The following is a 23980-nucleotide window of genomic DNA, read 5'->3' as shown; positions in this document are numbered from 1 at the left end:
CACTTAACCAGAAACGCCAGATTTTCTGGTTAAGTGATCAAGTAGAAAAACCTTTATAACTCTCTCTATAACTCTCTCTATAACTCTCTCTATAACTACCTCTCTTTTACCTTTCTTATCGCTATTATTTTGTCCGCTAGTCAAAGGGAAAAGCTCCCTAGCTTAATGTGGCTTTTTATTTAGGCTTGATCTCTAGTGCATCGCTAAGTGGAAATTGACTTGTATCAATTTATTATTGCTGTTGCGATGCATCATTCTATTTTTTGTTATATATGTAGCTTGTACGATCGAAAGGTGTTTTTTGGGCTGTCTTTGTGTGTTTTTTAATCCGTTGAAATATAAAGATAATATTATGTTCATCTATCACTTGTTTGTTACTTGTGCTTAGTTTTTAATAGGCTGTACCATACTTAATGGTAGTGTCTGATATCTAGCTTTATGTGCGTTGCAGTAATTTGAGTGATTGTTATTAATTAAGGAAAGACCGAATGTTTGGTCTATACAGGAGTTTGGGATGCATTGCACAAACAATGAACAGAAATACGCAAGCGATGTAAGGTTGATTTCTACAACTAACCTTAAAGGTGAGATCACTTATGCTAATCCTGAATTCTGTAAAATAGCAGGATATAGCCTTGATGAATTAATTGGCCAGCCACACAATATTGTTCGCCACCCGGGTATGCCTTCGGCTGCGTTTAATGATTTATGGTCTCATGCTAGCAGCAATAAACCTTGGGTAGGTTTAGTTAAAAATCGCTGTAAAAATGGTGATTACTATTGGGTTCAAGCTTATGTTACCCCTCTTTTTGATAGAGAGGGGGTAAAGGTAGGCTACCAATCAGTTCGCACAAAACCTACAGATGAGCAGGTTGCTCGCGCAGAATCAACTTATGCTAAGTTATCGCGTAAGTCAGTGTCTATTAAACCTAAAAGCCTCGTAAAAAAAGTTACATCGTTCTCAATACTTTTTTGTGTAGCAATTGTTGCTGTTACTTTTAGCCCATTAGGCGAAGCCGTGAAGGGCTTAGTTGTTACTGGCTGTTGTCTGCTGATGTTGCTTTCAAACTACTACCTCATAAAGCCTCTTAATCGAATTAGGCAATATAGCCAAGAGGTTTATGATAATTCTTTAGCACAGTATGCAATGACCAGTGGTATGAACGAAGTGGGTTCTGCTGAACTGGCGAACTTTATGATGCAATCGCGACTTCGAGCAGTGATTGGACGAGTAGAAGATAGTATCGATATGTTGAGTCATTTTATGACAGAAACTCAACATTCTATTGTAAAGACATCACAGGGTATTACGCAGCAAAATCTTGAAAGTGATATGTTAGCGAGTGCTGCTACAGAAATGTCTGCGACTGCGCATGAAATTGCTGAGAATACTGCGCAAACCTCTGAGGCAACCCAATCAACTGCTCAATTAGCTAATACAGGGAAGGTTATTGTTGCAGATATGATTGATGGTATTAAAGACCTAGTCGGGGAAGTTGAAAATGCTAGCCATTCATCTGAAGTACTTAAAGAAAAAGCAGCAGAGGTTGAGCAGGTTGTAAATATTATCAACAGTATCGCAGAACAGACTAATTTATTAGCCTTAAATGCTGCAATTGAAGCCGCACGTGCGGGAGATCAGGGGCGCGGTTTTTCTGTTGTGGCAGATGAGGTTAGAGTGCTTGCTCAGCGCACGCAAGAGTCTACAGGTGAGATTAGAGCAACGATTGATTCTATTCAACAACAAGTATCATCGACAGTAGACGTTATGACCCGTTGTAATCAATATGCACACTCGAATATTGAAAGAGCAGAAAATGCAGGCCGTTCATTTGATGATGTGAACGGTGCTATGGTCAATATTACGGATAGGTCCACTCAAGTTGCTGCAGCGTCAGAAGAGCAAAGTGCCGTTGCAGAAGAGGTTAGTAGGAATATTTGTAATATTCGTGAAGTTGCGACTGAAAATAGTGATATATCTAAACAGATGATGAAATCATCAGAAGAGCTTGCAACCTTGATTGTAGATTTAAAATCTATGTTAAAAGCTATATAAAAATAGCTAGATAGATGTAAACCATTCGCCAAAAACGGAGGTTTACATCTTGCTTTATATAGCCTGAAAAATGGTTGCTACTAATTTAGACCTGAAAATGCACTACCGTAAGTGTCATAAAAAAAGTAAGCGGTAATAGCAATGCTAGCAAAAATAACAAATAGTCGTACGGCTTGTTGCGGAAGCTTTTTGGATAAGATTGCGGCAACATACCCACCGGCAAGGGAGCCTAAAAGTACTATAGTTCCTGAATACCAATCAATTGCCCCATCAATCATAAACAGTATGATAGCAATGAGTGATACTAAAGAAGAGACTAAGAGTTTCAGTCCATTCATCACGTTAATATCATTATAACCTGCAAGGGCTAGATAGCTTAATGTAATGATACCTAGGCCCGCATTGAAAAAGCCTCCATAAATAGCAACGCCCAGCAGTAAAAGTGCCAGTAACAGAGTTCCCATAGATGATGCATGTCGATGTATAGTCGCCAGCTTTTTTAGTGAGCTGTTTAGTTGTCCGCCAAAGATAAAGAGAAGTGTTGCGAATAGTAAGAGCCAAGGAACAGCTTCCATAAAAACGGCTTCAGGGGTTTGTAGTAATAGCCAGGCCCCAGCAATTCCGCCTATTAAGCTCAGAATAGTTATTTTTAGTAGCTCTGTTTTATGCGCCATAATTTCTTTACGGAAAGCAAAGGTTCCGCTGATATAGCCTGCGCTGGATGCAAACGTATTTGTGGCATTAGCGATAATGGGGGGGACACCAGCAAATAGTAAAGCTGGGAAGGTGATAAAGCTTCCTCCACCGGCCACGGAATTTAAAATCCCACCTAAAAAGCCTGCAATAAAAAGTACTAATAATTCGAAAGTCATAAGCGGGTAGTCATTAAGTAAATAGAGATTTAATTGAGCATTTTCGCATTTTAGGGAACAACTAGAACCCGTATTTATACGTAGTTCTGCTCTAGTGAATGGATTTTAGGTTATATAAGTAGGGATAGGTAGAGGGTGATCAGTCGAGCACTCCGCCCAGTTATAATACCTGCTCCTATAGGACGTTAAGTTTCGGCTAAAGAGAGAGTAGATTCCGTAGTAATGATCTTCATTAATGCATCTATACCTGCTTCAAGGGAGTTGTTATTGTCAATATATTGCATTGAATCATCCTGTAGTAGGTGGAGAAGTGATGCATGCTGTTTGAGACGCTGATCTATTTCAGTCAGTGATTCTCGCCCTCGCTGAATAAGCCGTTTTTTTAATTGCTCCGTTTCTACAGTGACCATGATCGGTGTAATAGATTTGAAGCGCTCCTTAGCTTCGGCTAAATGGCCTCTAGAGCCGTTGATAATCACACGATGTCCTTGGGCGATCCATATCTCTACCTCCTTCCCTATGCCATATAGATGTCCATGGGAGGCCCAGTGCATGCAAAACATTCCATTATTTTTGCGTAACTCAAATTCTGATTCAGTTAAGTGAACATGGTTTTCGCCACCGGCACTAACGGCGCGTGTAATATAGCGGTGTGCAATAAATACATTATGGCTATGTTCCAATCGTTGGCGACAACCTTGGAGAAGAGAATCTTTTCCCGATCCTGATGCGCCCATGAGATAGTACAAATGTCCGCTCATTAGTATCCTTAATAACCGCTGATATTTACTCTATTTATACAGGATAAATAGACTATATTTTGCATTGGCTTATATTATTTCTAATTTGCGGCTCTCGTTATCTCCAGAATACTTTTTCAGATTCTAGTTTTGCTTGCTTAAGAGTGAGCCCTATATCTCTTAGTTGATCAGCATCTAGTCTGGCTAACTGCTTTCTGGATTGATAATTATGCTGCCACAGTTCTAATCGCTGTTTTATATTCTGTAGAACCGAATTTAAATTAAAACTTATCTGAAATTGCGATTCTAAGTGGCTTTTTAAGTATGATCTAGATAAAAGTATCATGGTATCCCCCTGAAAATAGGTTTTTTTGTTGGTTTTTCGTCTATTTTGAGGGTTTGGTTGCTATACTGACAAACGATATATTTTTAAATTCACTTAAGAAAAAATTAACTATGACTAGGTTGCCACCTTTAAAAGCACTCAGAGTATTTCAGTTCGCTGCAGAGAGTGGCAGCTTCAAATTAGCGGCAGAAAAGCTCAATGTAACGCAAGCGGCCATTAGTCAGCAGATAAAGCTGTTAGAAGATTTTTTTGGTGAGCCATTATTTTTACGCCTTAATCGAGAAGTTAGGGCAACCCCATCTGCTCATAGGCTATTACCTTATATTCAGCAAGCTTTTGCTTTAATTGAGGAGGGTAGTAAAACCTTGGAGCAGGACTCTTTTCCCCATCAATTGAAAATCACGTCCATTCCCTCGTTTGCTGCTCAGTGGTTAATTCCTAAATTAGGCGCCTTTCAGACACAGCATCCCGACTTGAGCTGTTTTGTTTCCACCTCTCTAGATTTACATGATTTTAGTGATGACTCTCAAGACCTTGCTATTCGGTTTGGTTCTGGAGGGTTTGTGGGATTAGAGGAGCGAATGATCGCTAATGATTATATCTTGCCACTTTGCCATCCCATGTTATTAGAACAGCTTAATAGGGGAGAGAGGACGATTGATGAGATGCCTATTCTTTTGGATAGCTCACAGGAATTAGAGACTTTAAATAATGCTTTTAAAGCTATGTTTGGCGGATCCAGTAAAGTCGCTTTACAAGTAAAGGATTCAAGCCTACTTATGAATGCAGCCCTTAATGGTCAAGGCGTTGCTCCAATTCGTTACAGTTTGGCATTTGAGTTAATTCAGAGAGGGCAGTTGGTTTGCCCTGTTAATTTTTATTGGCATTCTGTTTTTAGTTATTACTTAGTTGCACCTGAATCTTATTTTCAGCGGCATAAAGTGAAAGTGTTTAGCCAATGGATTATTAACGAAGTATCGGTGATCGAAAGCACTTGGCAAGTCTATAAACAGAAAGCAGGGCTGCAATTACAAAGGCTTTAGCGTGTAATTGTTTACTGCTGGTTGATCTATAACTGGCATGAAGACTGCACTAATTAAATGCAAATTATAGAATTTCGTGCTCAATTTGATCGCGTTCTCGCTATATAAAGGGTCTGGCGTATATACAAGCAACTTAGGTTTGCTTGATCTTGATGATGTTATTTATTGAATGCATTGTTTTTGTGCGCAATCGCTCTTTAGTGGTGCGCTTTTCTGTGGGCATTTTCTAGTGGTGGGTGAGTATGAGTGCTTCGCAGCGTATTTTAAAAGAGCGGCGACATTACAATAAATGGGTAGCAAACCAAACATTAGAGGACTATGCACTGCGTTTTACTGCGGTGGGTGGTCGTCATATGAGCATTTCCAAGGTAGGGATGACTGCCCTTGGCGCGGCTTCGTTTTTGGCTCTCGAAGGTTTAGCGGCGGCGGTTACTCTCAGTTATGGCTTTACTAATACCATCACGGCCATGTTGGCTGTTTGTTTAGTTCTGTTTATTACCGGATTTCCTATAGCTTATTACTGCGCGAAACATGGTCTAGATATAGATCTACTTACCCGTGGTGCTGGCTTTGGTTATTTGGGGTCTACTATTACCTCGCTTATCTATGCCTCCTTTACCTTTATTTTCTTTGCCATTGAAGCCGCTATTCTCGCCTCCGCTTTAAATGTTTTGCTCGGGATTCCGTTATTTATTGGCTATGTTATCTGTGCGGTTGCTGTTATCCCTATTGTGACCCACGGTATTACTGCAATCAGTAAATTTCAGGTAGGCACTCAATATATATGGCTGCTCTTACAGTGCTCAGCCTTGGCAGTAGTGTTGATCTATGAATACGATAGTTTAAAGGGCTGGACTGAATTTGTAGCCCCGCAAGCGCCGCAAGGAGATAGTTTTAACTTAGTGTTGTTTGGGTCTGCTGTATCTATTTTTATTGCCTTAGTTGCGCAAATAGGCGAACAAGCCGATTACCTACGTTTTATGCCACCTAAAACCCAAGAAAATCGAAAACAATGGTGGTTTTGGTTAGTGCTCTCTGGCCCTGGTTGGGTCTGGGTTGGGTTTATCAAAATGTTATTAGGCTCGTTTTTAGCTTATTTAGCCTTTACTCAGCTAATGCCATTTGAGCAAGCTACAGATCCTACCTATCTCTATCAGCAAGTGTTTCTAACATTAACGGAATCACCTGTTATCTCGTTGATTCTCGCGGCGGTCATGGTGATCCTGTGTCAGATGAAGATTAATGTGACTAATGCATATGCAGGGTCTATCGCCTGGTCAAACTTCTTTTCCCGTTTAACCCATAGTCACCCTGGCCGAGTGGTGTGGTTGGTTTTTAATGTATCTATAGCTTTATTATTGATGGAGCTGGGTATATACCAAGCCTTAGAAGCGATTTTAGGTACCTTTGCTATCCTTGCGCTGGGCTGGTTGGGGTCACTTTCAGCGGATCTGTTAATTAACAAACCTTTAGGTTTAAGCCCTAAAAATATTGAGTTTAAACGTGCCCACCTCTATGACATTAACCCTGTAGGCATCGGCTCTATGCTGATTTCAACCATATTGGGTATGCTTGCCTACTTGGGCTTGCTAGGGGAGCTGGCTAAGCCTTTATGTCATTTTGTTACTTTGCTCTCCTGCTTTATCTGTGTGCCGTTGATCGCATGGCTGACCAAGGGACGTTATTACATCGCTAGAGAATCAAGCAATCTGAGCCATTTCTTGAGCAAAGAAAAGCGTATACATCCGGCAGCATTAACAACATTGACCTGCGGTATTTGTGAGAACAAATTTGAATTGGAGGATATGGCTTATTGCCCCGCTTATGAGCAGCCGATCTGCTCATTATGTTGCTCATTGGATGTGCGTTGTTTAGATGGCTGTAAGCCAAAAACAGGTTTTTCACAAAGTGTATTAAAAAATTTATACCGTTATCTTCCCCCTATGGCTGTACGCTCAATCTACTCTAGATTAGGGCGGTTTATCACTTGGGTGTTTAGTGTGAACCTCGTTTTGGGCGGGTTGCTGTTGCTGATCTATATTCAGATGAAGCCTGCCAACGCAGCAGAAATTATGCTGCTTGAAAAAACCTTTATCTCTTTATTTATTACCTTGTTTATCGCTTCAGGCGTTGCTACATGGGTTTTTCTATTAGCCCATGAGAGTAGAGTCACAGCGCAAAAAGAATCTAATCGTCAAAGCTTAAAGCTAACCCGTGAGATCGATGCCCATGAGCAGACGGATAAAGAGCTACAGCAGGCTAAAGAACATGCTGAGCGAGCAAATGCTGCTAAAAGTCGTTATCTAACAGGTATCAGTCATGAACTTCGTACTCCTTTGCAATCAATTTTAGGTTATGCGCAGTTACTGGGAGAGAAAGAAAGTATTGCAGATGAGCATAAACGAGGCTTAAAGATTATTCATCGTAGTGGGCAGTATTTGACTGATTTAATTGAAGGTTTACTTGATATATCAAAGATAGAAGCAGGCCGATTAGATCTATACCGTAATCAAGTGAAACTACCTGAACTTATTGATCAATTGGCACAAATGTTTGGCGTACAAGCGGAACAAAAGCATCTAAAATTTACCTGTCGAATCAATAATCCTTTACCTGATGTTGTTATTACCGATGAAAAGCGGTTACGACAGATCTTAATTAACCTTCTCTCAAATGCGATTAAATACACGCCCCAAGGTAACATCGATTTTGAAATAAACTACCGCAACCAAGTAGCGGAATTCTGTATCCGTGATACAGGCCCGGGAATAGATGAAGACCATCTACAACGTATTTTTGATCCTTTTGAAAGGGTTCGCAATAGAGATACGGCAAGCCTTCCGGGTACAGGATTAGGGCTTACAATTGTAAAACTTCTAGCGGAGATTATGGGGGGAGATCTTCAGGTTGATAGTAAGCTTAATAAAGGGTCCGAATTTAGGGTTAGCTTATTATTACCTTGGGTTGATAGTGCGCATGTGGATGAGCCTAAATTACGCAAAGCCATAGGCTATGAAGGTTTTCAAAGAACGATCTGTTTAGTGGATGATGATCCTGTGCTGCGAGGTTTATTATCAGATTTACTGGTTCCCTTAGGGTTTAATACTGTTGAAGCCCATGATGCTTACAGCTGTTTGCAGTTGGTTAAGCAGATGAGGCCTGATCTATTCTTGCTTGATATCTCAATGCCTGGAATGAGTGGCTTAGAGCTTGCAAGTCAGTTAAGAGAGGAAGGGTATAAACAGCCGATAATAATGCTCTCTGCCGATGCGCAAGAATATAATCAACAAGCAAACTACCAAGCGGTTTATGATGACTATCTGGTCAAACCTGTTGGTAATCATCTCCTGCTTGATAAGCTTGCTCAGCACCTTGATTTGGATTGGGTGTACCGTACTGAATCTCTAGAAATTGTTGTTCCAAGTAGCTTGCAAGTTGATTTAGAAGCTAATGGAGGAGCTTCAACTGATAACTTGAAGAATCAGACCGGTTTAGCGGAAAGGCCGCCGGTTAAAAACCTTCCTAAACATAGTCTGTTGTTAGAGCTTAAAGCCTATGCTGAAATGGGTTATCAAAAAGGTGTTAATAATATATTACAGCAGATTGATGAAGAGGGCATTTTGAACGCTGAAGCATTTGGGCACCTACAAGGTTTATCTCAAGCATTTCAATTTGAAAAACTCGCACAACACATCGAGGCATATACGCTATGAATACCGCTCTAGGGAAAGAGATCGTGCTGGTGGTTGATGATTCACCTGACGCACTGAGCCTTATTAATGATGCTCTAGAGCACGCGGGTATGGATGTGTTGGTTGCTCTAGAGGGACGCCAAGCGCTGACGATCGCAAAAAGGATACGGCCTGATATTATCTTATTAGATGCGATTATGCCTAATATGGATGGTTTTGAAACCTGCTTAGCGCTTAAAGCTGACCCTTCACTAGCTTCAATCCCCGTGATTTTTATGACAGGTTTAACAGATACCTGTGATGTTGTTCGAGGGCTAGAGGCGGGAGGGGTTGATTACCTTACAAAACCTATTAATCCAAGTGAATTATTGGCTCGCATGCGTGTCCATTTGGCTAATGCGCGTCAGGCGGTCAGTGTCGAATCAGCCCTTGATAGTAGTGGGCAGCACTTAGTTACTGTGGATCTGCAAGGTCTAATGTTATGGGGAACGCCACAAGCTCACGCTTTACTAGCTAAGGCGGGAATCGACTCACTGCGACAAGCTAAAGAGCTGACCCCACAAATACAGCGCTGGCTTGAGCAGCCTGAACTTGCTCAAAATCAAACATTAAAGGTGAAAAACCTTAGTTATCCTTTAGAGCTTAAACTTGTCGCTTATCAAAATAACGATCAGATATTGGTTAGGCTGATTGATGGAAATCGGCCTACAGGTTCAACACTTTTAAAAAGTAAGCTATCCATTACGGAACGGGAATCGGAAGTGCTGCATTGGATTGCTAATGGCAAAACGAACCGTGAGATTGCTGAGATTCTTGAGATGAGTCCTAGAACGGTGAATAAACATCTTGAGCAGATCTTCCCTAAATTAGGGGTAGAGAATAGAACCGCTGCGGCAGGTGTTGCGTTAAGGGTTTTAGCGACAGAGTAGAAATATTGAGAGGTAGCGCTAAGAGAGAAGGGAAGTTTGATGGTTAAGGTTTATGGTTGATCTGGCCTTCATCACACAACGGAATCTAAACTATTCAGGCCCTAAATAATAAAGCACTAGCCAAGTCTAACGCGATCAGGCTAAGTGCTTTATAGTAAACCTCAGATATAAACTAAGGCTTTTCTGGCGTTAATTAACGAGCAGACTGGGTTGCAGGTCTTTTTCTAACGCGTCGAGTAGGACGATTATTCGCTGGTGCACTCGTGTTTGCTGCACCTTGAGAGCTTCTGTTTGAGCTAGAATCGCTGCCTTTAGCGGTTCTTGGTTTCGATGTACTAGAACGATGGGTTTTGTTTTTACCTTGTGGTTTATGGCCGCGTGCATTATCTGCTGAACGCTGTCCATCTTTATGTCCACTGCCGCCGCGTTTCTGGCTTGGCTTTCTTTTGCTTGGTTTCTTGCTTAGATCTGATTCAGGTAGCGGATGTACCGGAGAGAAACCATTCAGTTCTTTACGCTCAAGTATCTTACCAATCAAATGTTCGACTGCGGCTAAGTGTTCAAACTCATCAGCGCAAACTAAAGATACCGCTTCACCTGATGCACCGGCACGGCCAGTACGACCGATACGATGGACATAATCTTCAGGCACATTCGGTAGATCAAAGTTCACTACATGGGGTAGTTGATCAATATCTAAACCGCGGGCTGCAATATCTGTAGCTACTAAGACCTTAATTGCGCCGCTTTTAAATTCAGATAAGGCTTTTGTGCGTGCGCCTTGGCTTTTATTGCCATGAATAGCTGCGGCGGTAATGTTAGCTGCATCTAACTGCTTAGCTAGGCGGTTTGCACCATGTTTAGTACGTGAGAAAACAAGCACTTGTTCCCAGCCATTAGCTGTAATCAGCTCAATAAGTGCGGGTGCTTTCTTGTTTTTATCAACGGGTGAAATCCACTGCGTTACCGTTGTCGCTGTAGAGTTGACCGGTGTTACTGAAATCTCTACAGGATCATTAACTAATCCTTTTGCTAACTTTCGTATTTCTGCAGAAAAGGTTGCGGAAAAAAGAAGATTTTGGCGCTGCTTTGGTAGGACCGCTAAGATCTTTTTAATGTCATTAATGAAGCCCATATCTAGCATACGGTCGGCTTCATCAAGCACAAGAACTTCCAACTGAGAAAACTTAATAATGCGTTGGTTGTATAGATCAAGTAAACGCCCAGGGGTCGCAACAAGAATATCTACACCGCCGCGCAGTTTAGCGATCTGCGGGTTGATCTTTACGCCACCGAATACAACGGCAGAGCGTAATGGTAAATTCTTTGAATAATCACTTACGCTTTCAGCAACTTGCGCTGCCAGTTCGCGGGTTGGCGTTAATATTAACGCTCTAATCTGATTCCCTTGTGCTGGCGTGCCCGTACTTAAACGTTCTAAAAGAGGCAACGTAAAGCCTGCTGTTTTTCCTGTGCCGGTCTGTGCGGCAGCCATTAAATCTCTACCCTGAATGACGGCAGGAATGGCTGCTGCTTGAATAGGGGATGGGGTGTCGTATCCTTTAGCGGAAACGGCATCCAAAATTGGGCGTGAAAGGCCCAGGTCGGCAAAACTCATTTGTTGCTCTCTATATGGTATTTACAGAATTGCATTAAAACTTAATCGAACGCGCAGTTCGAAATAAGTGCTATCGCAGTGTTAATTCTATTTGTTTGTTATCTAGAATCGATGTGAAAGGAAGGATTCACTCTATCTAAAGCTCTCTGAAGGCCCCTGCATAAATGCTAGGAAGTGCTTGAAACACGGTGCCAACAGGTCTTTTAGAGTAATTAAAGCTTTAAGACTCGTTCGCTTTGATCTTCGGAACCGCACAATTATAGCACTGATCGGCGCTTAGGCGTAGCAAGGATTGATAAAACTTCAATTTGAGCTGCGAAAAAGCACGGCTGACGGCGTATTCTCATACTATATACGTCAAATGACGTATAGGTGTGCGTCAATCACCTCATACCTGTTCGGACTTATATGGAATAGCCTTATTGCATCGCACAAAGAAGCCGTTTTATTGAAAGCGGTTTGACTAGTGTAGCTAATTTTATAATCAGGGGAAGGGCAGATATGAAACTTAAAAGTATTGCGGCAGGGGTTGCACTTTCATTAGGTGCTTCAGTGATCAGTATTAGCGCTATCGCGGCTGAAACGATCAAAGTAGGTGTATTACATTCGCTATCAGGCACTATGGCTATTAGTGAAACAACACTGAAAGACACTGTCCTAATGATGGTTGAAGAGCAAAACAAAAAGGGTGGTTTGTTAGGAAAACAGCTAGAAGCCGTTGTTGTTGACCCTGCCTCTAATTGGCCTCTATTTGCAGAAAAGACACGTGAACTACTAACAAAAGAAGAAGTAGATGTAATCTTCGGTTGCTGGACATCTGTATCACGTAAATCTGCACTACCTGTGTTAGAAGAGCTAAACGGATTGATGTTCTATCCTGTTCAGTATGAAGGTGAAGAGTCATCTAAAAATGTATTTTATACAGGTGCAGCGCCAAACCAGCAGGCTATTCCAGCGGTTGATTATCTTGCTAATGACCTTGGTGTTGAACGTTGGGTTCTAGCAGGTACCGACTATGTTTATCCACGTACAACCAATAAGATTCTTGAAGCTTACCTTAAAGCTAAAGGCGTAGCGGCTGAAGATATCATGATTAACTACACGCCTTTTGGTCATTCTGATTGGCAGTCAATTGTATCGGATATCAAAAAGTTTGGTGGTGAAGGTAAGAAAACAGCCGTGGTTTCTACGATCAACGGTGATGCAAACGTTCCTTTCTATAAAGAGCTAGGTAACCAAGGTATCTCTTCTGAAGATATTCCTGTCGTGGCTTTCTCCGTAGGTGAGGAAGAGCTTTCAGGTCTAGATACTACACCGCTTGTGGGCCATCTAGCTGCTTGGAACTATTTCCAGAGTGTTGAAAATGATGCGAACGCTGCATTTATTAAACAGTGGAAAGCATTTACAAGTGAAGAACGTGTAACTAACGACCCAATGGAAGCAACCTATATAGGTTTCAACATGTGGGCTAACGCGGTTACTAAAGCGGGCACAACAGATGTTGACGCAGTAGAGCAGGCGATGATCGGTCAGGAAACCCCTAACCTTACCGGTGGTATGGCTGTAATGAACAAAAACCACCACTTGAGCAAACCAGTTCTGATCGGTGAAATTCAGGATGATGGTCAGCTTGAAGTCGTTTGGGAAACGGATGGTGTTGTTGCCGGTGATGCATGGTCTGATTTCCTACCAGGTTCTAAAGATCTGATCTCTGATTGGACTAGCCCTATTAAGTGCGGTAACTACAACACCGTAACTAAAGAGTGTTCTGGTTCTAAATAAACGACCAGTAGTAAGTAGTGGAGGTATCTCGTTCATGAAAAGTGACGGATACCTCCACAAGTTTTACGAAGCCTGTTTGCCAAGTAAATATAAGCTTTAACTACGTTAATAAGTGGTTCTCTTTGATTAAGTGTAGCCACTTCCCATTCCTGATTCGCTGATACTACGGTTACTTTTTACCCACAAATCGGACTCAGCGGTCTATACAGGAGAATTCACGTGAGACGTCTGTTTGCCACACTGTGCTGCTATGTTGCTGCGTCCCTAACATCGGTTTATGCAAATGAGCCAATAGAGGTCGATGCTGATCCCGCAACTGTCGCGGCAGTTTCCTCCCCCCCACTTTCAGCAACAATGGTAGAAACTGAAGAGCCAGTTTCTGTTGCTGGGCTTTTAACAAATTTAACAGAGGTCAAGCTAAGTAAAGCGCTGCCTGTACTTAAGCAACTAGAAACACTAGGCGGCTTAGATATGCTGCCGATGTTTAAAGGCATGCTAGAAGGTGATTTGTATTTTGTTAAAGCCAGTAAAGAGGTAGTTATCATCTCTACGGTTGATGGCGAATTAACGGCGCAAGGTGTTTTAAGCAAAAAGCAGTTGGCCGATGTAAGTAAGAGCCAGCTCAAAAAAATTCGTGTAAACAACAAGCTTCGTGGCTTTTTAAAGCAAGCTATAGCACGTTTACATATCTCTCATCCTGACGCCGATAAGCGCTTAGCTGCGGTGCAAGCCCTGTTAACACATCTGTCAGATGACACTATCGCTACCTTAACAGCCGCCCGTGTAAATGAAGCGGATGAAGATGTGCAGGCTATGATTGATTTGGCATTGGCTTTATATCAAGCGGACTCGAAAGATCCAGCCGAACGATTGATCGCCGTTAATATTATGGCCGATAGCCTCGAAAGTGATGCGAGAAATAAACTCGTAAAACTTGCTGAAAATGATACTGATACACAAGTTAAAGTAGCCGCAGCCAAAGCACTAAAACAGATTAATGAGAAGATAGAGTTTTATGGTTTTATTGATCAGCTCTTCTTTGGTTTAAGTTTAGGTTCGGTTCTTCTATTAGCTGCAATTGGTTTAGCCATTACCTTTGGGGTGATGGGTGTTATCAATATGGCCCATGGTGAGATGATCATGTTGGGTGCCTACACGACTTATGTTGTGCAGTTAATGATGCCAAATGCGATTGAATATTCACTATGGGTTGCGATACCCCTTGCGTTTGTTGTGTCTGGTTGTGTCGGTATTCTGATTGAACGTGGTGTTATTCGTCATTTACATGGTCGCCCATTGGAAACTTTACTTGCGACCTTTGGTATTAGCTTAATTTTACAGCAGCTAGTCCGTACTGTTTTTTCTCCCCTCAACCGTCAAGTGGCATCACCAGAGTGGATGAGTGGTTCATTAGAAATTAACCCTATTTTGAGCTTAACCTTGAACCGCTTATATATTTTGGCCTTTGCGCTTCTGGTTTTTGGTTTATTGCTGATTATCTTACGTAAAACCTCCTTAGGACTTAATGTACGGGCAGTGTCCCAGAACCGTGATATGGCAAAAGCCATGGGTATTCGTACCGATTGGGTCGATGCTATGACCTTTGGTTTAGGTTCAGGTATAGCCGGTATCGCCGGTGTTGCTTTAAGTCAGTTGACCAACGTAGGCCCTAACTTAGGCCAAGCTTATATTATCGATTCGTTTATGGTCGTTGTATTTGGCGGGGTGGGTAACTTGTGGGGGACCCTTGTCGCTGCGTTCTCGTTAGGGATAGCGAACAAGTTCTTAGAGCCGGTTACCGGTGCAGTGCTTGCGAGTATTTTTGTACTTATCTTTATTATTCTCTTTATCCAAAAACGTCCTAAGGGCTTATTCCCCCAGAAAGGGAGGGCTGCAGAATGAACCAGTTAATGCGTTTTAGCCGTTTACATGGTGACAGTAAAGTTGCGCCATTTGTCGCGATCTTAGTTATCTTAACGTTGTTAGCGTCTATGGGTAATCTATTGATGCCTGAAGACTCAGCGTTTTATGTCAGCACCTATACCATCACTTTATTAGGCAAATACCTATGTTATGCCATGTTGGCCTTAGCGGTTGATGTGATTTGGGGTTACTGCGGAATATTAAGTTTAGGCCATGGGGCATTCTTTGCTTTAGGTGGTTACGCTATGGGTATGTACCTTATGCGCCAGATCGGTGATCGCGGTGTTTATGGTAATCCAGAGCTGCCTGACTTTATGGTCTTCCTTAACTGGACTGAGCTGCCTTGGTTCTGGCAGGGGATGGATCAGTTCTGGTTTGCGATGCTGATGGTCTTGCTTGTCCCTGGTATTTTAGCCTTTGTCTTTGGTTGGTTAGCATTTCGTTCCCGTGTAACGGGTGTTTATCTATCCATTATGACCCAAGCGTTAACTTATGCGTTATTGCTTGCCTTCTTCCGTAATGAGATGGGTTTTGGGGGTAATAATGGCTTAACCGACTTTAAAGATATTTTAGGCTTTGATCTGCAAGCAGATACAACCCGTGTCACGCTTTTCGCCATAACTGCGCTGCTCTTAGCTGTGATCTTAGTGGTGAGCCACAAAATTCTACAATCCCGTATGGGTAAAGTGATTGTTGCCATTCGTGATGGTGAGAGTCGAGCACGTTTTATTGGTTACCGTACCGAGCGTTTTAAAGTCTGGTTGTTTGTTTACTCTGCATTGATTGCGGGTATTGCCGGTGCGCTGTATGTACCTCAAGTGGGGATTATCAACCCCGGTGAGTTCTCACCACTTAACTCAATTGAGATGGTGATCTGGGTTGCTGTGGGTGGTCGTGGCACATTGATTGGTGCGATTGTTGGTGCGCTGCTTGTCAACTTTGCGAAAACTAAATTTACCGCCATTATGCCTGATGGTTGGTTGTTTGCTTTAGGTGCGCTGTTTGTCTTTGTCACCCTTTATCTACCTCAAGGATTAATGGGTCTATACCAAAAGATGGTCAACAAGCGCCGTTCTGGTGGTGGCGATAATGATGCTAGGCCAACAGATGATAAGGTGGATACCGCACCTGCAATTAAAGGGGGTGACGCATGAGTACATTAACTGATGTACGCGAAATAATGCGTAGAGACCAAGTGTGGTCATTTTTAAAAGATGAGCAAAAGCCGGTTGATGTTTCCCATGACGTTATTCTTTACGTTGAAGGGCTTAATCTGAGCTTTGATGGTTTTAAAGCACTAAATGATCTGAACCTCTATGTAAATGATGGCGAGTTACGCTGCCTAATTGGTGCCAACGGCGCGGGTAAAACAACCTTGATGGATGTGATTACCGGTAAGACAACACCCGATTCCGGCAGTGTTTATTTTGGCCAGAGCATTAACCTTTTACAGCATGATGAGGCCGATATTGCACAGTTAGGTATAGGACGTAAGTTCCAAAAACCAACCGTGTTTGAGGCCCATAGCGTATTTGATAACTTAGAGTTATCGCTCAAACAGCAAAAATCAGTTATTCCTATGTTATTTGCTCGATTAACACCAACGGAAATTGATCGTATTGATGAAGTACTCAATGTGATTGGTTTAAAAGAGCAATGCTTTATGCAAGCAGGGGCTTTATCGCACGGGCAGAAGCAATGGTTAGAGATCGGTATGTTACTGGTTGCTGAGCCTCGATTGTTATTAATTGATGAACCTGTAGCAGGTATGACAGCCCAAGAGACAGAACGGACCGCCGAGTTACTTACCTCATTAGCCGGCGAGCGTACCGTGATTGTGGTAGAGCATGATATGGAATTTGTGCGCAGTATCGCCCGTACTGTTACTGTGCTGCATCAAGGCTCTGTACTAGCAGAAGGTACGATGGATCAAGTTCAAAATAACCCTGATGTTATTGAAGTTTATCTGGGAGAAGCACCATGATAGAGATCTCAAAAGTTAATCAACGTTATGGTGGAACTCAAATCCTTTGGGATTTGGATTTGGATATTAAACCAGGCTCGTGTACCTGTATTATGGGACGTAATGGGGTGGGTAAAACGACGCTGTTAAAATGCCTTATGGGTTTGCTACCGGTCGAGAGTGGTGAAATTCTACTTGAAGGTGAGCCTCTGCATACAAAACCCGCTCAGTTTAGAGCGCCGGCAGGTATAGGTTATGTGCCTCAAGGTCGAGATATTTTCCCAACCTTAACAGTGGAAGAGAATCTTAGAATTGGCTTACCTATACGTAAAGATAAAGCGAAACAGATACCGGAGAAGATCTTTGAACTCTTTCCTGTATTAAAGGAGATGCTTCATCGCCGCGGTGGTGATCTATCAGGGGGCCAGCAACAGCAGTTGGCGATAGGCCGTGCCTTAGTGATTGAACCTAAAGTGTTGATCTTGGATGAACCTAATGAAGGTATTCAGCCTAATATTGTGCAACAGATAGGTGATGTTATCCTCAAACTTAATCAGGAGGAGGGACTAACCGTTATCTTAGTCGAGCAAAAGTTAGGATTTGCGCGTAGGGTAGGCAAAGAGTTTCGCTTAATGGAAAAAGGCCGTGTGGTTGCCAGTGATCAGATGGCTAATCTAAGTGAGGAACTGATAAAACAGTACCTTGCTGTATAAGCATTAGCCTTGGAATTAGGTTCGAATATAGATGAATAATTGGGTAAACCCTATAACAGAACGATTGCCTAACACAGGTAAAGAGTCAAAGTGGGAAGCCGAACTTAGCCTTGGGTTAAGCAAAACCACCCGCGGGTCAGTTCTTAAAACCTGTGCTCATAAAGGCCCACTTTATGTGCAGAAGGCGTTTTATCCAGAAGGTAGAGATCTTGCTCATCTTTACCTTCTTCATCCGCCCGGCGGTATGGTGTCGGGTGATGATCTACGTATCAATGTAGATATGTCACCTAATGCCCATGGGCTTATCACTACTCCCGGTGCGGGGCGGGTTTATAAAGCCCGTGCTGATAAAACACTGCAAACTCAGCATATTCAATTGCGTTTAGCATCCGGCAGTAGCTTAGAATGGTTACCTTTAGAAAATATCATCTACCCCGGCGCACATACTCAGTTGCATACAGATATTCATCTTGCTGAAAATAGTCGCTTTATTGGTTGGGAGATTAGCTGTTTTGGTCTAAAAGCCAGCCAGCAACCCTTTAACCATGGCCAATTAGCACAGCGTTTGCAGATCTTCCAAGCGGGACGTTTAAAAGTACGCGAAGCCTTATCACTTAATCCAGAACAGCATCATTTTATGCATAGCCGTGCAGGTTTAGCGAACCGATCGGTAAATGCCTTGCTCATTGCTGGCCCGTTTTCAGGTGAGAATCAAGTCGATGAGCTACTTAGCGCTTTGCAGACGCAATGTACTGAATTAACAAAGGTAAAAGCAGCGAATAACCCGCCGCCTGCACTGGCTGCGGTTAGCTTGAACGGCGAATTTATGCAGATAAGGTATTTAGGTGATTGCTCGGAACAGGCACGCTTATTGTTTACTCGTTGCTGGCGTTTATTACGACCTGCGTTGATCGAACGGGAGGCGTGCGAACCAAGAATTTGGGCAACCTAAAAGCCCGCTATAAAACATAACAATGAATTGTAATGAAACATCCAAATTTAATTACACCTGGCCAAAGAGGTGAGTAATGGAACTGTTACCAAGAGAGAAAGATAAGCTGCTGGTGTTTACGGCAGCATTACTGGCAGAGCGACGTCTTAACCGTGGCTTGAAACTGAACTACCCCGAAGCGATGGCCTATATCAGTATGGAAATAATAGAGGGCGCACGTGATGGAAAAACAGTGGCTGAATTGATGAGCTACGGTAAAAGCCTTTTAACAGCTGAGCAGGTGATGGACGGCGTACCGGAATTGATCCACGAAGTACAAGTGGAAGCGACATTTCCCGACGGCACTAAATTAGTCACCGTTCATAACCCAATTAACTAAATGTTGATGGCGCGAAGAGGATAGAACCATGATTCCAGGCGAGATTCAGGCAGCAGAGGGAAGCATAGCGCTTAATGCTGGCCGTAAAACGCAAACCATCCGAGTTGAAAACAGTGGCGACCGTCCAGTACAGGTAGGCTCTCACTATCACTTTTTTGAGGTTAACCCCGCATTAGAATTTGATCGTGAAGCGACGAAAGGTTATCGCCTGAACATAGCGTCGGGTACTGCGGTAAGGTTTGAGCCGGGCCAAGGCCGTGAAGTTGAATTGGTTGAGTATGCGGGCAGTAAAACGATCTATGGATTCCGCGGCGATGTAATGGGAACGCTTGAGCTCGACGAGTCATCTTCAGGCGGCTCATTAAAAACCTCATCAAAAACAATGGATCGCACTAGTTATGCGCAGATGTTTGGTCCAACAACCGGGGATAAGGTTCGTTTAGGTAATACAGATCTCTGGATTCAGGTTGAGAAAGACTTTACCACCTATGGCGACGAAGTAAAGTTTGGTGGTGGTAAAGTGATTCGTGATGGCATGGGACAAAGCCAGCTTACCAACGATATCGCCATGGATCTGGTTATTACCAATGCACTCATACTTGATCATTGGGGTGTAGTTAAAGCGGATGTGGGCATTAAAGAGGGGCGCATTGCCAAAGTAGGCAAAGCGGGGAACCCGGATATACAAGATAATGTGGATATAGTGATCGGCCCCGGAACCGAAATTATCGCCGGGGAGGGTTCTATCCTTACCGCGGGTGGTATCGATGCGCATATTCACTTTATCTGCCCTCAGCAGATTGATGAAGCCTTGATGTCGGGTGTAACTACGATGATTGGCGGTGGTACAGGGCCAGCAACCGGCACTAATGCAACAACCTGTACACCCGGCCCGTGGAATATTGGCAAAATGCTACAAGCAACCGACAATATGCCGATGAACTTAGGCTTTTTAGGTAAAGGGAATGCAAGTTTACCTGAGGCGTTAGAAGAACAACTTGAGGCCGGTGTTTGTGGTTTAAAACTACATGAAGACTGGGGAACGACCCCCGCGTCAATAGATAACTGTTTAACCGTTGCTGATAAGTACGATGTACAAGTAGCGATTCATACCGATACGCTGAATGAATCGGGGTTTGTTGATGACACTATAGGTGCGTTTAAAGGCCGTGTTATCCATACCTACCACACAGAAGGAGCGGGCGGTGGCCATGCGCCTGATATTATTCGGGCCTGTTCCTATCCTAATGTGATGCCATCATCCACTAACCCTACACGTCCGTTTACGGTAAATACTGTGGATGAGCATCTGGATATGTTGATGGTTTGTCATCATCTAGATAGCAATATCCCTGAAGATGTGGCCTTTGCCGATTCCCGTATTCGTAAAGAAACCATAGCCGCCGAAGATATCTTCCACGATCGAGGTGCCTTCAGCATGATCTCCTCCGACTCCCAAGCGATGGGACGTGTTGGTGAAGTGATCACCCGTACTTGGCAAACAGCCCATAAAATGAAAACGCAGTTTGGCTTATTGGCAGAAGATCTAGCCGGAGGTACTGACAATTTTAGAGCCAAACGTTATATCGCTAAATACACGATTAACCCGGCTATTACCCACGGTATTTCGCATGAAGTAGGTTCTATCGAACCGGGCAAGTTGGCGGATTTAGTGTTGTGGAAACCGGCGTTCTTTGGTGTAAAACCCTCCATGATTATTAAAGGCGGTATGATTGCCGCCGCGCCGATGGGGGATCCAAATGCTTCAATTCCGACTCCACAACCTGTGCACTATCGTCCTATGTTTGGTTCTTGTGGTTCAGCACCCGCTAAAACCAGCGTAACTTTCGTCAGTCAGGCCGCTTTAGATAATAATATTGCCGAGAGCTTAGGCTTGCAGCGTCGTTTATCTGCCTGCGCAAACACACGAAATATCAGCAAATCCGATATGGTACTCAATGACTGGATGCCTGATATTACGGTTGACCCACAAACCTATGAAGTCCGCGCAGATGGTGAAATGCTAACCTGTGAACCGGCAGAAGAGCTGCCTTTAGCGCAGCTATATACCCTGTTTTAAGGTTGTTTTATAAGCGCGAGATTTAATAAAGAGTGAGACGTTAGATGTTAGAAGTTTATGAACGTTTAGGCACACACTGCCATCATCAAGCGGATAGCCGTGTAGTGCTAACCCATGAGCAGCGTGATCGAGGCCGCCTTAAATTGATCAGTGATCAAGGTGAAGAGGTGCGTGTTTTTCTTGAGCGCGGCAAACCTTTGCTGGTGGGCGAATATCTAAAAACCACCTGCGGACGTTATATCAAAGTGGCGGGCGCTGTTGAATCGGTTGCCTTAGCATCGAGTGATGATTGGCACCAATTTTCCCGTGCTTGTTACCACTTAGGGAACCGTCATACAAAAATAGAGGTGGGTGAGCGTTGGTTAAGAATTAAGCCCGATCATGTACTAGAGGAGATGCTAGTACAGTTAGGTTTAGTCGTTACGCATGAAGAAGCGATCTTTGTTCCTGAATCTGGAGCTTATAGTCATGGTCACTCCCATCACTAAGGCGAGGATGCTGCAGCCAGAACCTATGACGCCAACGACTAAGTCTGTTGAGGACGCAGAGGCCATTTTAACTAATGATCGTGCCTTGTTCCGTTTAATGCAGCTTAGTAGTGCGAGTTTACCTGTGGGGGGGTACTCCTTTTCTCAAGGTTTGGAGTACGCCATTGATTGCGGTTGGCTTGGTAAACAGATGGATGTCCATGAATGGTTGGAGATGCAGTTATTGCACGCGGTCGCCCAAGTAGATCTCCCAGCGCTTAGATTATTGATGGATGCAGCAAACCGCAAAGATTGGGACGAGGTTAAACGCTTAAATGATCTGGTATTAGCTTGTCGCGAAAGCAAAGAACTTAGGCTAACCGATACCGCAATGGGCGAAGCCTTAGTTCGCTTACTCAATAGCTTAAATATAGAGCAGCCTTTTGCCCATGGCCGAGGCAGCATTCCTGAAGAGGTTAGCTTTATAACGCTATTTGCTATCGCCGCCGCCCATTGGAAGATCAACTACGCCAGTGCAGCCTTAGGTTTTGCATGGTCTTGGTTAGAAAACCAAGTGGCAGCGGCCACTAAGCTAGTACCACTAGGGCAGACCCAAGCTCAGATCTTATTAGGTGATCTGCAACCTATACTAAGCCGCGCCTTAAAAATAGCTGCGCCAATAGAAGAAGAACAGATCGGCGCTGGCTTACCCGCATTAGCTATCGCGAGTGCCTTACATGAACAACAATATTCACGGTTATTTCGTTCTTAATATTTATACAAACAGAAAATAACTACGGAATAACGACAGAATGACAACAGAGGTAAACAATAGATGAGTAAACCAAAGCAAACACTACGAGTTGGCGTAGGTGGCCCCGTCGGATCCGGTAAGACGGCACTGTTGAGATCACTCTGTGCCGCTATGAAAGATCATTATGATATAGCGGTCGTCACTAATGATATTTACACCCAAGAAGATGCTAAGTTTCTCACCGAACACGAAGCACTAAGTGCAGACAGAATTATCGGTGTAGAAACGGGCGGTTGTCCCCATACTGCTATACGTGAAGATGCCTCAATGAACCTCGCCGCAATCGATCAACTAATCGAACGTCATGGGGATCTAGATGTCGTCTTTGTCGAAAGCGGTGGTGATAACCTAAGCGCGACCTTTAGTCCTGAACTGTCGGACCTTACTATCTATGTGATTGATGTATCAGCAGGTGATAAAATCCCACGCAAAGGTGGGCCGGGTATTACCAAATCGGATCTACTTATTATCAATAAAATCGACTTAGCTCCTCTTGTTGGTGCATCTCTTGAAGTGATGGATACCGATGCAAAGCGAATGCGTGGTGAACGTCCATTTGTATTTGCTAATCTAAAACAAGCGAAAGGTTTAGATGATATTATCCAATTTATTATTAGCGAAGGCATGCTAACGGCTAAAACCTTACCACCTGCCGTTGCTGTTGTTTAAATAAACCGCCAAAAAATTTAAAGAAAGAAAGGATTAGAAAATGAAAAAAATAGCGATTAGCACATTGACTGGCGCCGCTGCATTAACGACATCACTACCTGCACTGGCGCACTCAGAACACGCCAGCATTATGAGTGGTATTGTTCATTTTATGACAGAGCCGGATCACCTAGCGATCTCTGGTTTAGTGTCTCTAGCCTTAATTTTTATCGTTCGTCGAATGGGCAAGAAAAAGGTCTAAGGCATCCCCGCCAACGAGTAAAAGAGGTGCCAACCTTCAATAGGGCTTCGGTCAAAGGTTGGCCTCCTACAGAAATACGCTGATGTAGGAGCTCACCCCGTGAGCGAAAGGAACTTGTATTGTCACCGTGCTTAGGTTAAAAATAGTTATAAATCAGAGAGATGGATGCCTGGCATGGATAGATATACGGACCCCCGTATATCAATTGTTAATACGCATGCTTGATTTGTCACGGAAGAGTACGATTTGATTCTTTAGTTTCTCCTTCCTTTTCAAATAATTACATCTATTTTTAATTAATAGCGGTGTGGGTAGATACACGGACCCCCGTATATACAAATGTTAGGCGCAAAAAAAGAGAGAAAGTTAAAAGCTCTGAAAAAGAAATGAAACTTCATAAAATACTAGCGGTATTTTAAGCGCTGAGTATTTATACTAAAGGTTAACTCGCCTAGTCGGTGAAAGATAAAAAGGCAAAAAAGAGAAAAAGACAAAAAAGAGAAAAAGACAAAGGGAAATAGTCAGCTAGTGTATGTCGTTGGGTCTTAAGTTGGGTGGTTTCGTTCAAAGGAAAGCAATATAGTACAATCACTTATATTGGTATTTCTAGGTAAAGTCACTAGCCTAACAAGTGACTATGGTTCCCAGTCAAGTATTTAGACCATTTTTTCATCCCAGTATGTTCCGTTTTTCACCATCGT

At 43.1% G+C, this 23980-nt stretch carries 20 protein-coding genes; 16 read left to right on the top strand and 4 right to left on the bottom strand.

The features are described from left to right. Nucleotides 1-514: 514 nt before the first annotated feature. A complete protein-coding gene (locus Q4486_RS14630) occupies nucleotides 515-2056 on the top strand; it encodes a PAS domain-containing methyl-accepting chemotaxis protein (protein WP_303519925.1) in 1542 nt (513 codons plus the stop codon). An 80-nt stretch (nucleotides 2057-2136) separates the two neighbouring features. Here Q4486_RS14630 and Q4486_RS14625 read toward each other — a convergent pair whose 3' ends face one another. The 3 genes from Q4486_RS14625 to Q4486_RS15775 all read right to left on the bottom strand — a co-directional run bounded on the left by Q4486_RS14625 (nucleotide 2137) and on the right by Q4486_RS15775 (nucleotide 4014). After that, nucleotides 2137-2928 (bottom strand): sulfite exporter TauE/SafE family protein, encoded by a 792-nt coding sequence (locus Q4486_RS14625; protein ID WP_303519924.1) that lies wholly within the window; start codon nucleotides 2926-2928, stop codon nucleotides 2137-2139. Between the two features lie 185 nt (nucleotides 2929-3113). Then, entirely contained in the window at nucleotides 3114-3689 is a 576-nt protein-coding gene (gene phnN, locus Q4486_RS14620; protein ID WP_303519923.1) for a phosphonate metabolism protein/1,5-bisphosphokinase (PRPP-forming) PhnN, read from the bottom strand. Nucleotides 3690-3786: 97 nt separating this feature from the next. Beyond that, nucleotides 3787-4014, bottom strand: coding sequence for a DUF1127 domain-containing protein (locus Q4486_RS15775; protein ID WP_368500066.1), 228 nt, complete (start codon nucleotides 4012-4014; stop codon nucleotides 3787-3789). A 110-nt stretch (nucleotides 4015-4124) separates the two neighbouring features. On the opposite strand from Q4486_RS15775, the gene Q4486_RS14615 reads away from it, so the two are divergent. The 3 genes from Q4486_RS14615 to Q4486_RS14605 all read left to right on the top strand — a co-directional run bounded on the left by Q4486_RS14615 (nucleotide 4125) and on the right by Q4486_RS14605 (nucleotide 9678). Continuing rightward, a complete protein-coding gene (locus Q4486_RS14615; RefSeq protein WP_303519921.1) occupies nucleotides 4125-5057 on the top strand; it encodes a LysR substrate-binding domain-containing protein in 933 nt (310 codons plus the stop codon). 242 nt (nucleotides 5058-5299) lie between these two features. Continuing rightward, nucleotides 5300-8770 carry an ATP-binding protein gene (locus Q4486_RS14610; RefSeq protein WP_303519919.1) on the top strand — a complete coding sequence of 1157 codons (3471 nt, stop codon included), beginning with the start codon at nucleotides 5300-5302 and terminating at the stop codon, nucleotides 8768-8770. Further along, nucleotides 8767-9678: a response regulator transcription factor gene (locus Q4486_RS14605; protein ID WP_303418490.1), complete on the top strand. Its 912-nt coding sequence runs from the start codon at nucleotides 8767-8769 to the stop codon at nucleotides 9676-9678. The genes Q4486_RS14610 and Q4486_RS14605 overlap by 4 nt, the downstream gene beginning before the upstream one ends. 193 nt (nucleotides 9679-9871) lie before the next feature. On the opposite strand, the gene Q4486_RS14600 is transcribed toward Q4486_RS14605, so the two are convergent. Beyond that, nucleotides 9872-11296: a DEAD/DEAH box helicase gene (locus Q4486_RS14600; RefSeq protein ID WP_303418487.1), complete on the bottom strand. Its 1425-nt coding sequence runs from the start codon at nucleotides 11294-11296 to the stop codon at nucleotides 9872-9874. A 501-nt stretch (nucleotides 11297-11797) separates the two neighbouring features. Between Q4486_RS14600 and urtA the strand changes: the two genes are divergently transcribed. From urtA to Q4486_RS14540, 12 genes are all read left to right on the top strand, one after another. Next, nucleotides 11798-13078, top strand: a complete 1281-nt coding sequence (urtA, locus tag Q4486_RS14595; RefSeq protein ID WP_303418485.1) for an urea ABC transporter substrate-binding protein — start codon at nucleotides 11798-11800, stop codon at nucleotides 13076-13078. A 354-nt stretch (nucleotides 13079-13432) separates the two neighbouring features. After that, nucleotides 13433-14980, top strand: a complete 1548-nt coding sequence (gene urtB, locus Q4486_RS14590) for an urea ABC transporter permease subunit UrtB (protein WP_303519942.1) — start codon at nucleotides 13433-13435, stop codon at nucleotides 14978-14980. After that, nucleotides 14977-16155, top strand: coding sequence for an urea ABC transporter permease subunit UrtC (urtC, locus tag Q4486_RS14585; RefSeq protein WP_303418479.1), 1179 nt, complete (start codon nucleotides 14977-14979; stop codon nucleotides 16153-16155). Before urtB ends, urtC begins: the two co-directional genes overlap by 4 nt. Continuing rightward, nucleotides 16152-16985 (top strand): urea ABC transporter ATP-binding protein UrtD, encoded by an 834-nt coding sequence (gene urtD, locus Q4486_RS14580; protein ID WP_303418476.1) that lies wholly within the window; start codon nucleotides 16152-16154, stop codon nucleotides 16983-16985. Before urtC ends, urtD begins: the two co-directional genes overlap by 4 nt. After that, the gene (urtE, locus tag Q4486_RS14575) at nucleotides 16982-17677 is read left to right on the top strand and encodes an urea ABC transporter ATP-binding subunit UrtE (RefSeq protein WP_303418474.1); all 696 of its coding nucleotides are present in this window, start codon (nucleotides 16982-16984) and stop codon (nucleotides 17675-17677) included. Before urtD ends, urtE begins: the two co-directional genes overlap by 4 nt. Nucleotides 17678-17708: 31 nt before the next feature. Beyond that, nucleotides 17709-18629, top strand: a complete 921-nt coding sequence (locus Q4486_RS14570) for an urease accessory protein UreD (protein ID WP_067869235.1) — start codon at nucleotides 17709-17711, stop codon at nucleotides 18627-18629. 76 nt (nucleotides 18630-18705) lie between these two features. Then, the gene (locus Q4486_RS14565) at nucleotides 18706-19008 is read left to right on the top strand and encodes an urease subunit gamma (RefSeq protein WP_067869238.1); all 303 of its coding nucleotides are present in this window, start codon (nucleotides 18706-18708) and stop codon (nucleotides 19006-19008) included. Between the two features lie 28 nt (nucleotides 19009-19036). After that, complete coding sequence (ureC, locus tag Q4486_RS14560; protein ID WP_303519916.1) at nucleotides 19037-21088, top strand: urease subunit alpha; 2052 nt, start codon at nucleotides 19037-19039, stop codon at nucleotides 21086-21088. 44 nt (nucleotides 21089-21132) lie between these two features. Next, entirely contained in the window at nucleotides 21133-21576 is a 444-nt protein-coding gene (locus Q4486_RS14555; RefSeq protein WP_303418463.1) for an urease accessory protein UreE, read from the top strand. A gap of 25 nt (nucleotides 21577-21601) precedes the next feature. Then, nucleotides 21602-22327, top strand: a complete 726-nt coding sequence (locus tag Q4486_RS14550) for an urease accessory protein UreF (RefSeq protein ID WP_303519940.1) — start codon at nucleotides 21602-21604, stop codon at nucleotides 22325-22327. A 63-nt stretch (nucleotides 22328-22390) separates the two neighbouring features. Further along, entirely contained in the window at nucleotides 22391-23038 is a 648-nt protein-coding gene (gene ureG, locus Q4486_RS14545; RefSeq protein WP_303418461.1) for an urease accessory protein UreG, read from the top strand. Nucleotides 23039-23078: 40 nt separating this feature from the next. Beyond that, complete coding sequence (locus Q4486_RS14540; RefSeq protein WP_067987828.1) at nucleotides 23079-23279, top strand: hypothetical protein; 201 nt, start codon at nucleotides 23079-23081, stop codon at nucleotides 23277-23279. Nucleotides 23280-23980 lie beyond the last annotated feature (701 nt).

Origin of the sequence: Neptuniibacter sp. 2_MG-2023 (assembly GCF_030547495.1) — a bacterium.
In the GTDB taxonomy this organism is placed as follows: Bacteria; Pseudomonadota; Gammaproteobacteria; order Pseudomonadales; family Balneatricaceae; genus Neptuniibacter.
This window is presented reverse-complemented; position numbering and strand designations above follow the sequence as displayed.

Excerpts from the sequence above, each read along its gene's own strand:
- Q4486_RS14600 (WP_303418487.1), bottom strand. The coding sequence starts at position 11,296 with ATGAGTTTTGCCGACCTGGGCCTTTCACGCCCAATTTTGGATGCCGTT.
- Q4486_RS14605 (WP_303418490.1), top strand. The coding sequence starts at position 8,767 with ATGAATACCGCTCTAGGGAAAGAGATCGTGCTGGTGGTTGATGATTCA.
- ureG (WP_303418461.1), top strand. The coding sequence starts at position 22,391 with ATGAGTAAACCAAAGCAAACACTACGAGTTGGCGTAGGTGGCCCCGTC.
- Q4486_RS14565 (WP_067869238.1), top strand. The coding sequence starts at position 18,706 with ATGGAACTGTTACCAAGAGAGAAAGATAAGCTGCTGGTGTTTACGGCA.
- urtC (WP_303418479.1), top strand. The coding sequence starts at position 14,977 with ATGAACCAGTTAATGCGTTTTAGCCGTTTACATGGTGACAGTAAAGTT.
- Q4486_RS14615 (WP_303519921.1), top strand. The coding sequence starts at position 4,125 with ATGACTAGGTTGCCACCTTTAAAAGCACTCAGAGTATTTCAGTTCGCT.
- Q4486_RS14550 (WP_303519940.1), top strand. The coding sequence starts at position 21,602 with ATGACGCCAACGACTAAGTCTGTTGAGGACGCAGAGGCCATTTTAACT.
- ureC (WP_303519916.1), top strand. The coding sequence starts at position 19,037 with ATGATTCCAGGCGAGATTCAGGCAGCAGAGGGAAGCATAGCGCTTAAT.
- urtE (WP_303418474.1), top strand. The coding sequence starts at position 16,982 with ATGATAGAGATCTCAAAAGTTAATCAACGTTATGGTGGAACTCAAATC.
- Q4486_RS14570 (WP_067869235.1), top strand. The coding sequence starts at position 17,709 with ATGAATAATTGGGTAAACCCTATAACAGAACGATTGCCTAACACAGGT.
- Q4486_RS14555 (WP_303418463.1), top strand. The coding sequence starts at position 21,133 with ATGTTAGAAGTTTATGAACGTTTAGGCACACACTGCCATCATCAAGCG.
- Q4486_RS15775 (WP_368500066.1), bottom strand. The coding sequence starts at position 4,014 with ATGATACTTTTATCTAGATCATACTTAAAAAGCCACTTAGAATCGCAA.
- Q4486_RS14540 (WP_067987828.1), top strand. The coding sequence starts at position 23,079 with ATGAAAAAAATAGCGATTAGCACATTGACTGGCGCCGCTGCATTAACG.
- Q4486_RS14625 (WP_303519924.1), bottom strand. The coding sequence starts at position 2,928 with ATGACTTTCGAATTATTAGTACTTTTTATTGCAGGCTTTTTAGGTGGG.
- urtB (WP_303519942.1), top strand. The coding sequence starts at position 13,433 with ATGGTAGAAACTGAAGAGCCAGTTTCTGTTGCTGGGCTTTTAACAAAT.
- phnN (WP_303519923.1), bottom strand. The coding sequence starts at position 3,689 with ATGAGCGGACATTTGTACTATCTCATGGGCGCATCAGGATCGGGAAAA.
- Q4486_RS14630 (WP_303519925.1), top strand. The coding sequence starts at position 515 with ATGCATTGCACAAACAATGAACAGAAATACGCAAGCGATGTAAGGTTG.
- urtD (WP_303418476.1), top strand. The coding sequence starts at position 16,152 with ATGAGTACATTAACTGATGTACGCGAAATAATGCGTAGAGACCAAGTG.
- urtA (WP_303418485.1), top strand. The coding sequence starts at position 11,798 with ATGAAACTTAAAAGTATTGCGGCAGGGGTTGCACTTTCATTAGGTGCT.
- Q4486_RS14610 (WP_303519919.1), top strand. The coding sequence starts at position 5,300 with ATGAGTGCTTCGCAGCGTATTTTAAAAGAGCGGCGACATTACAATAAA.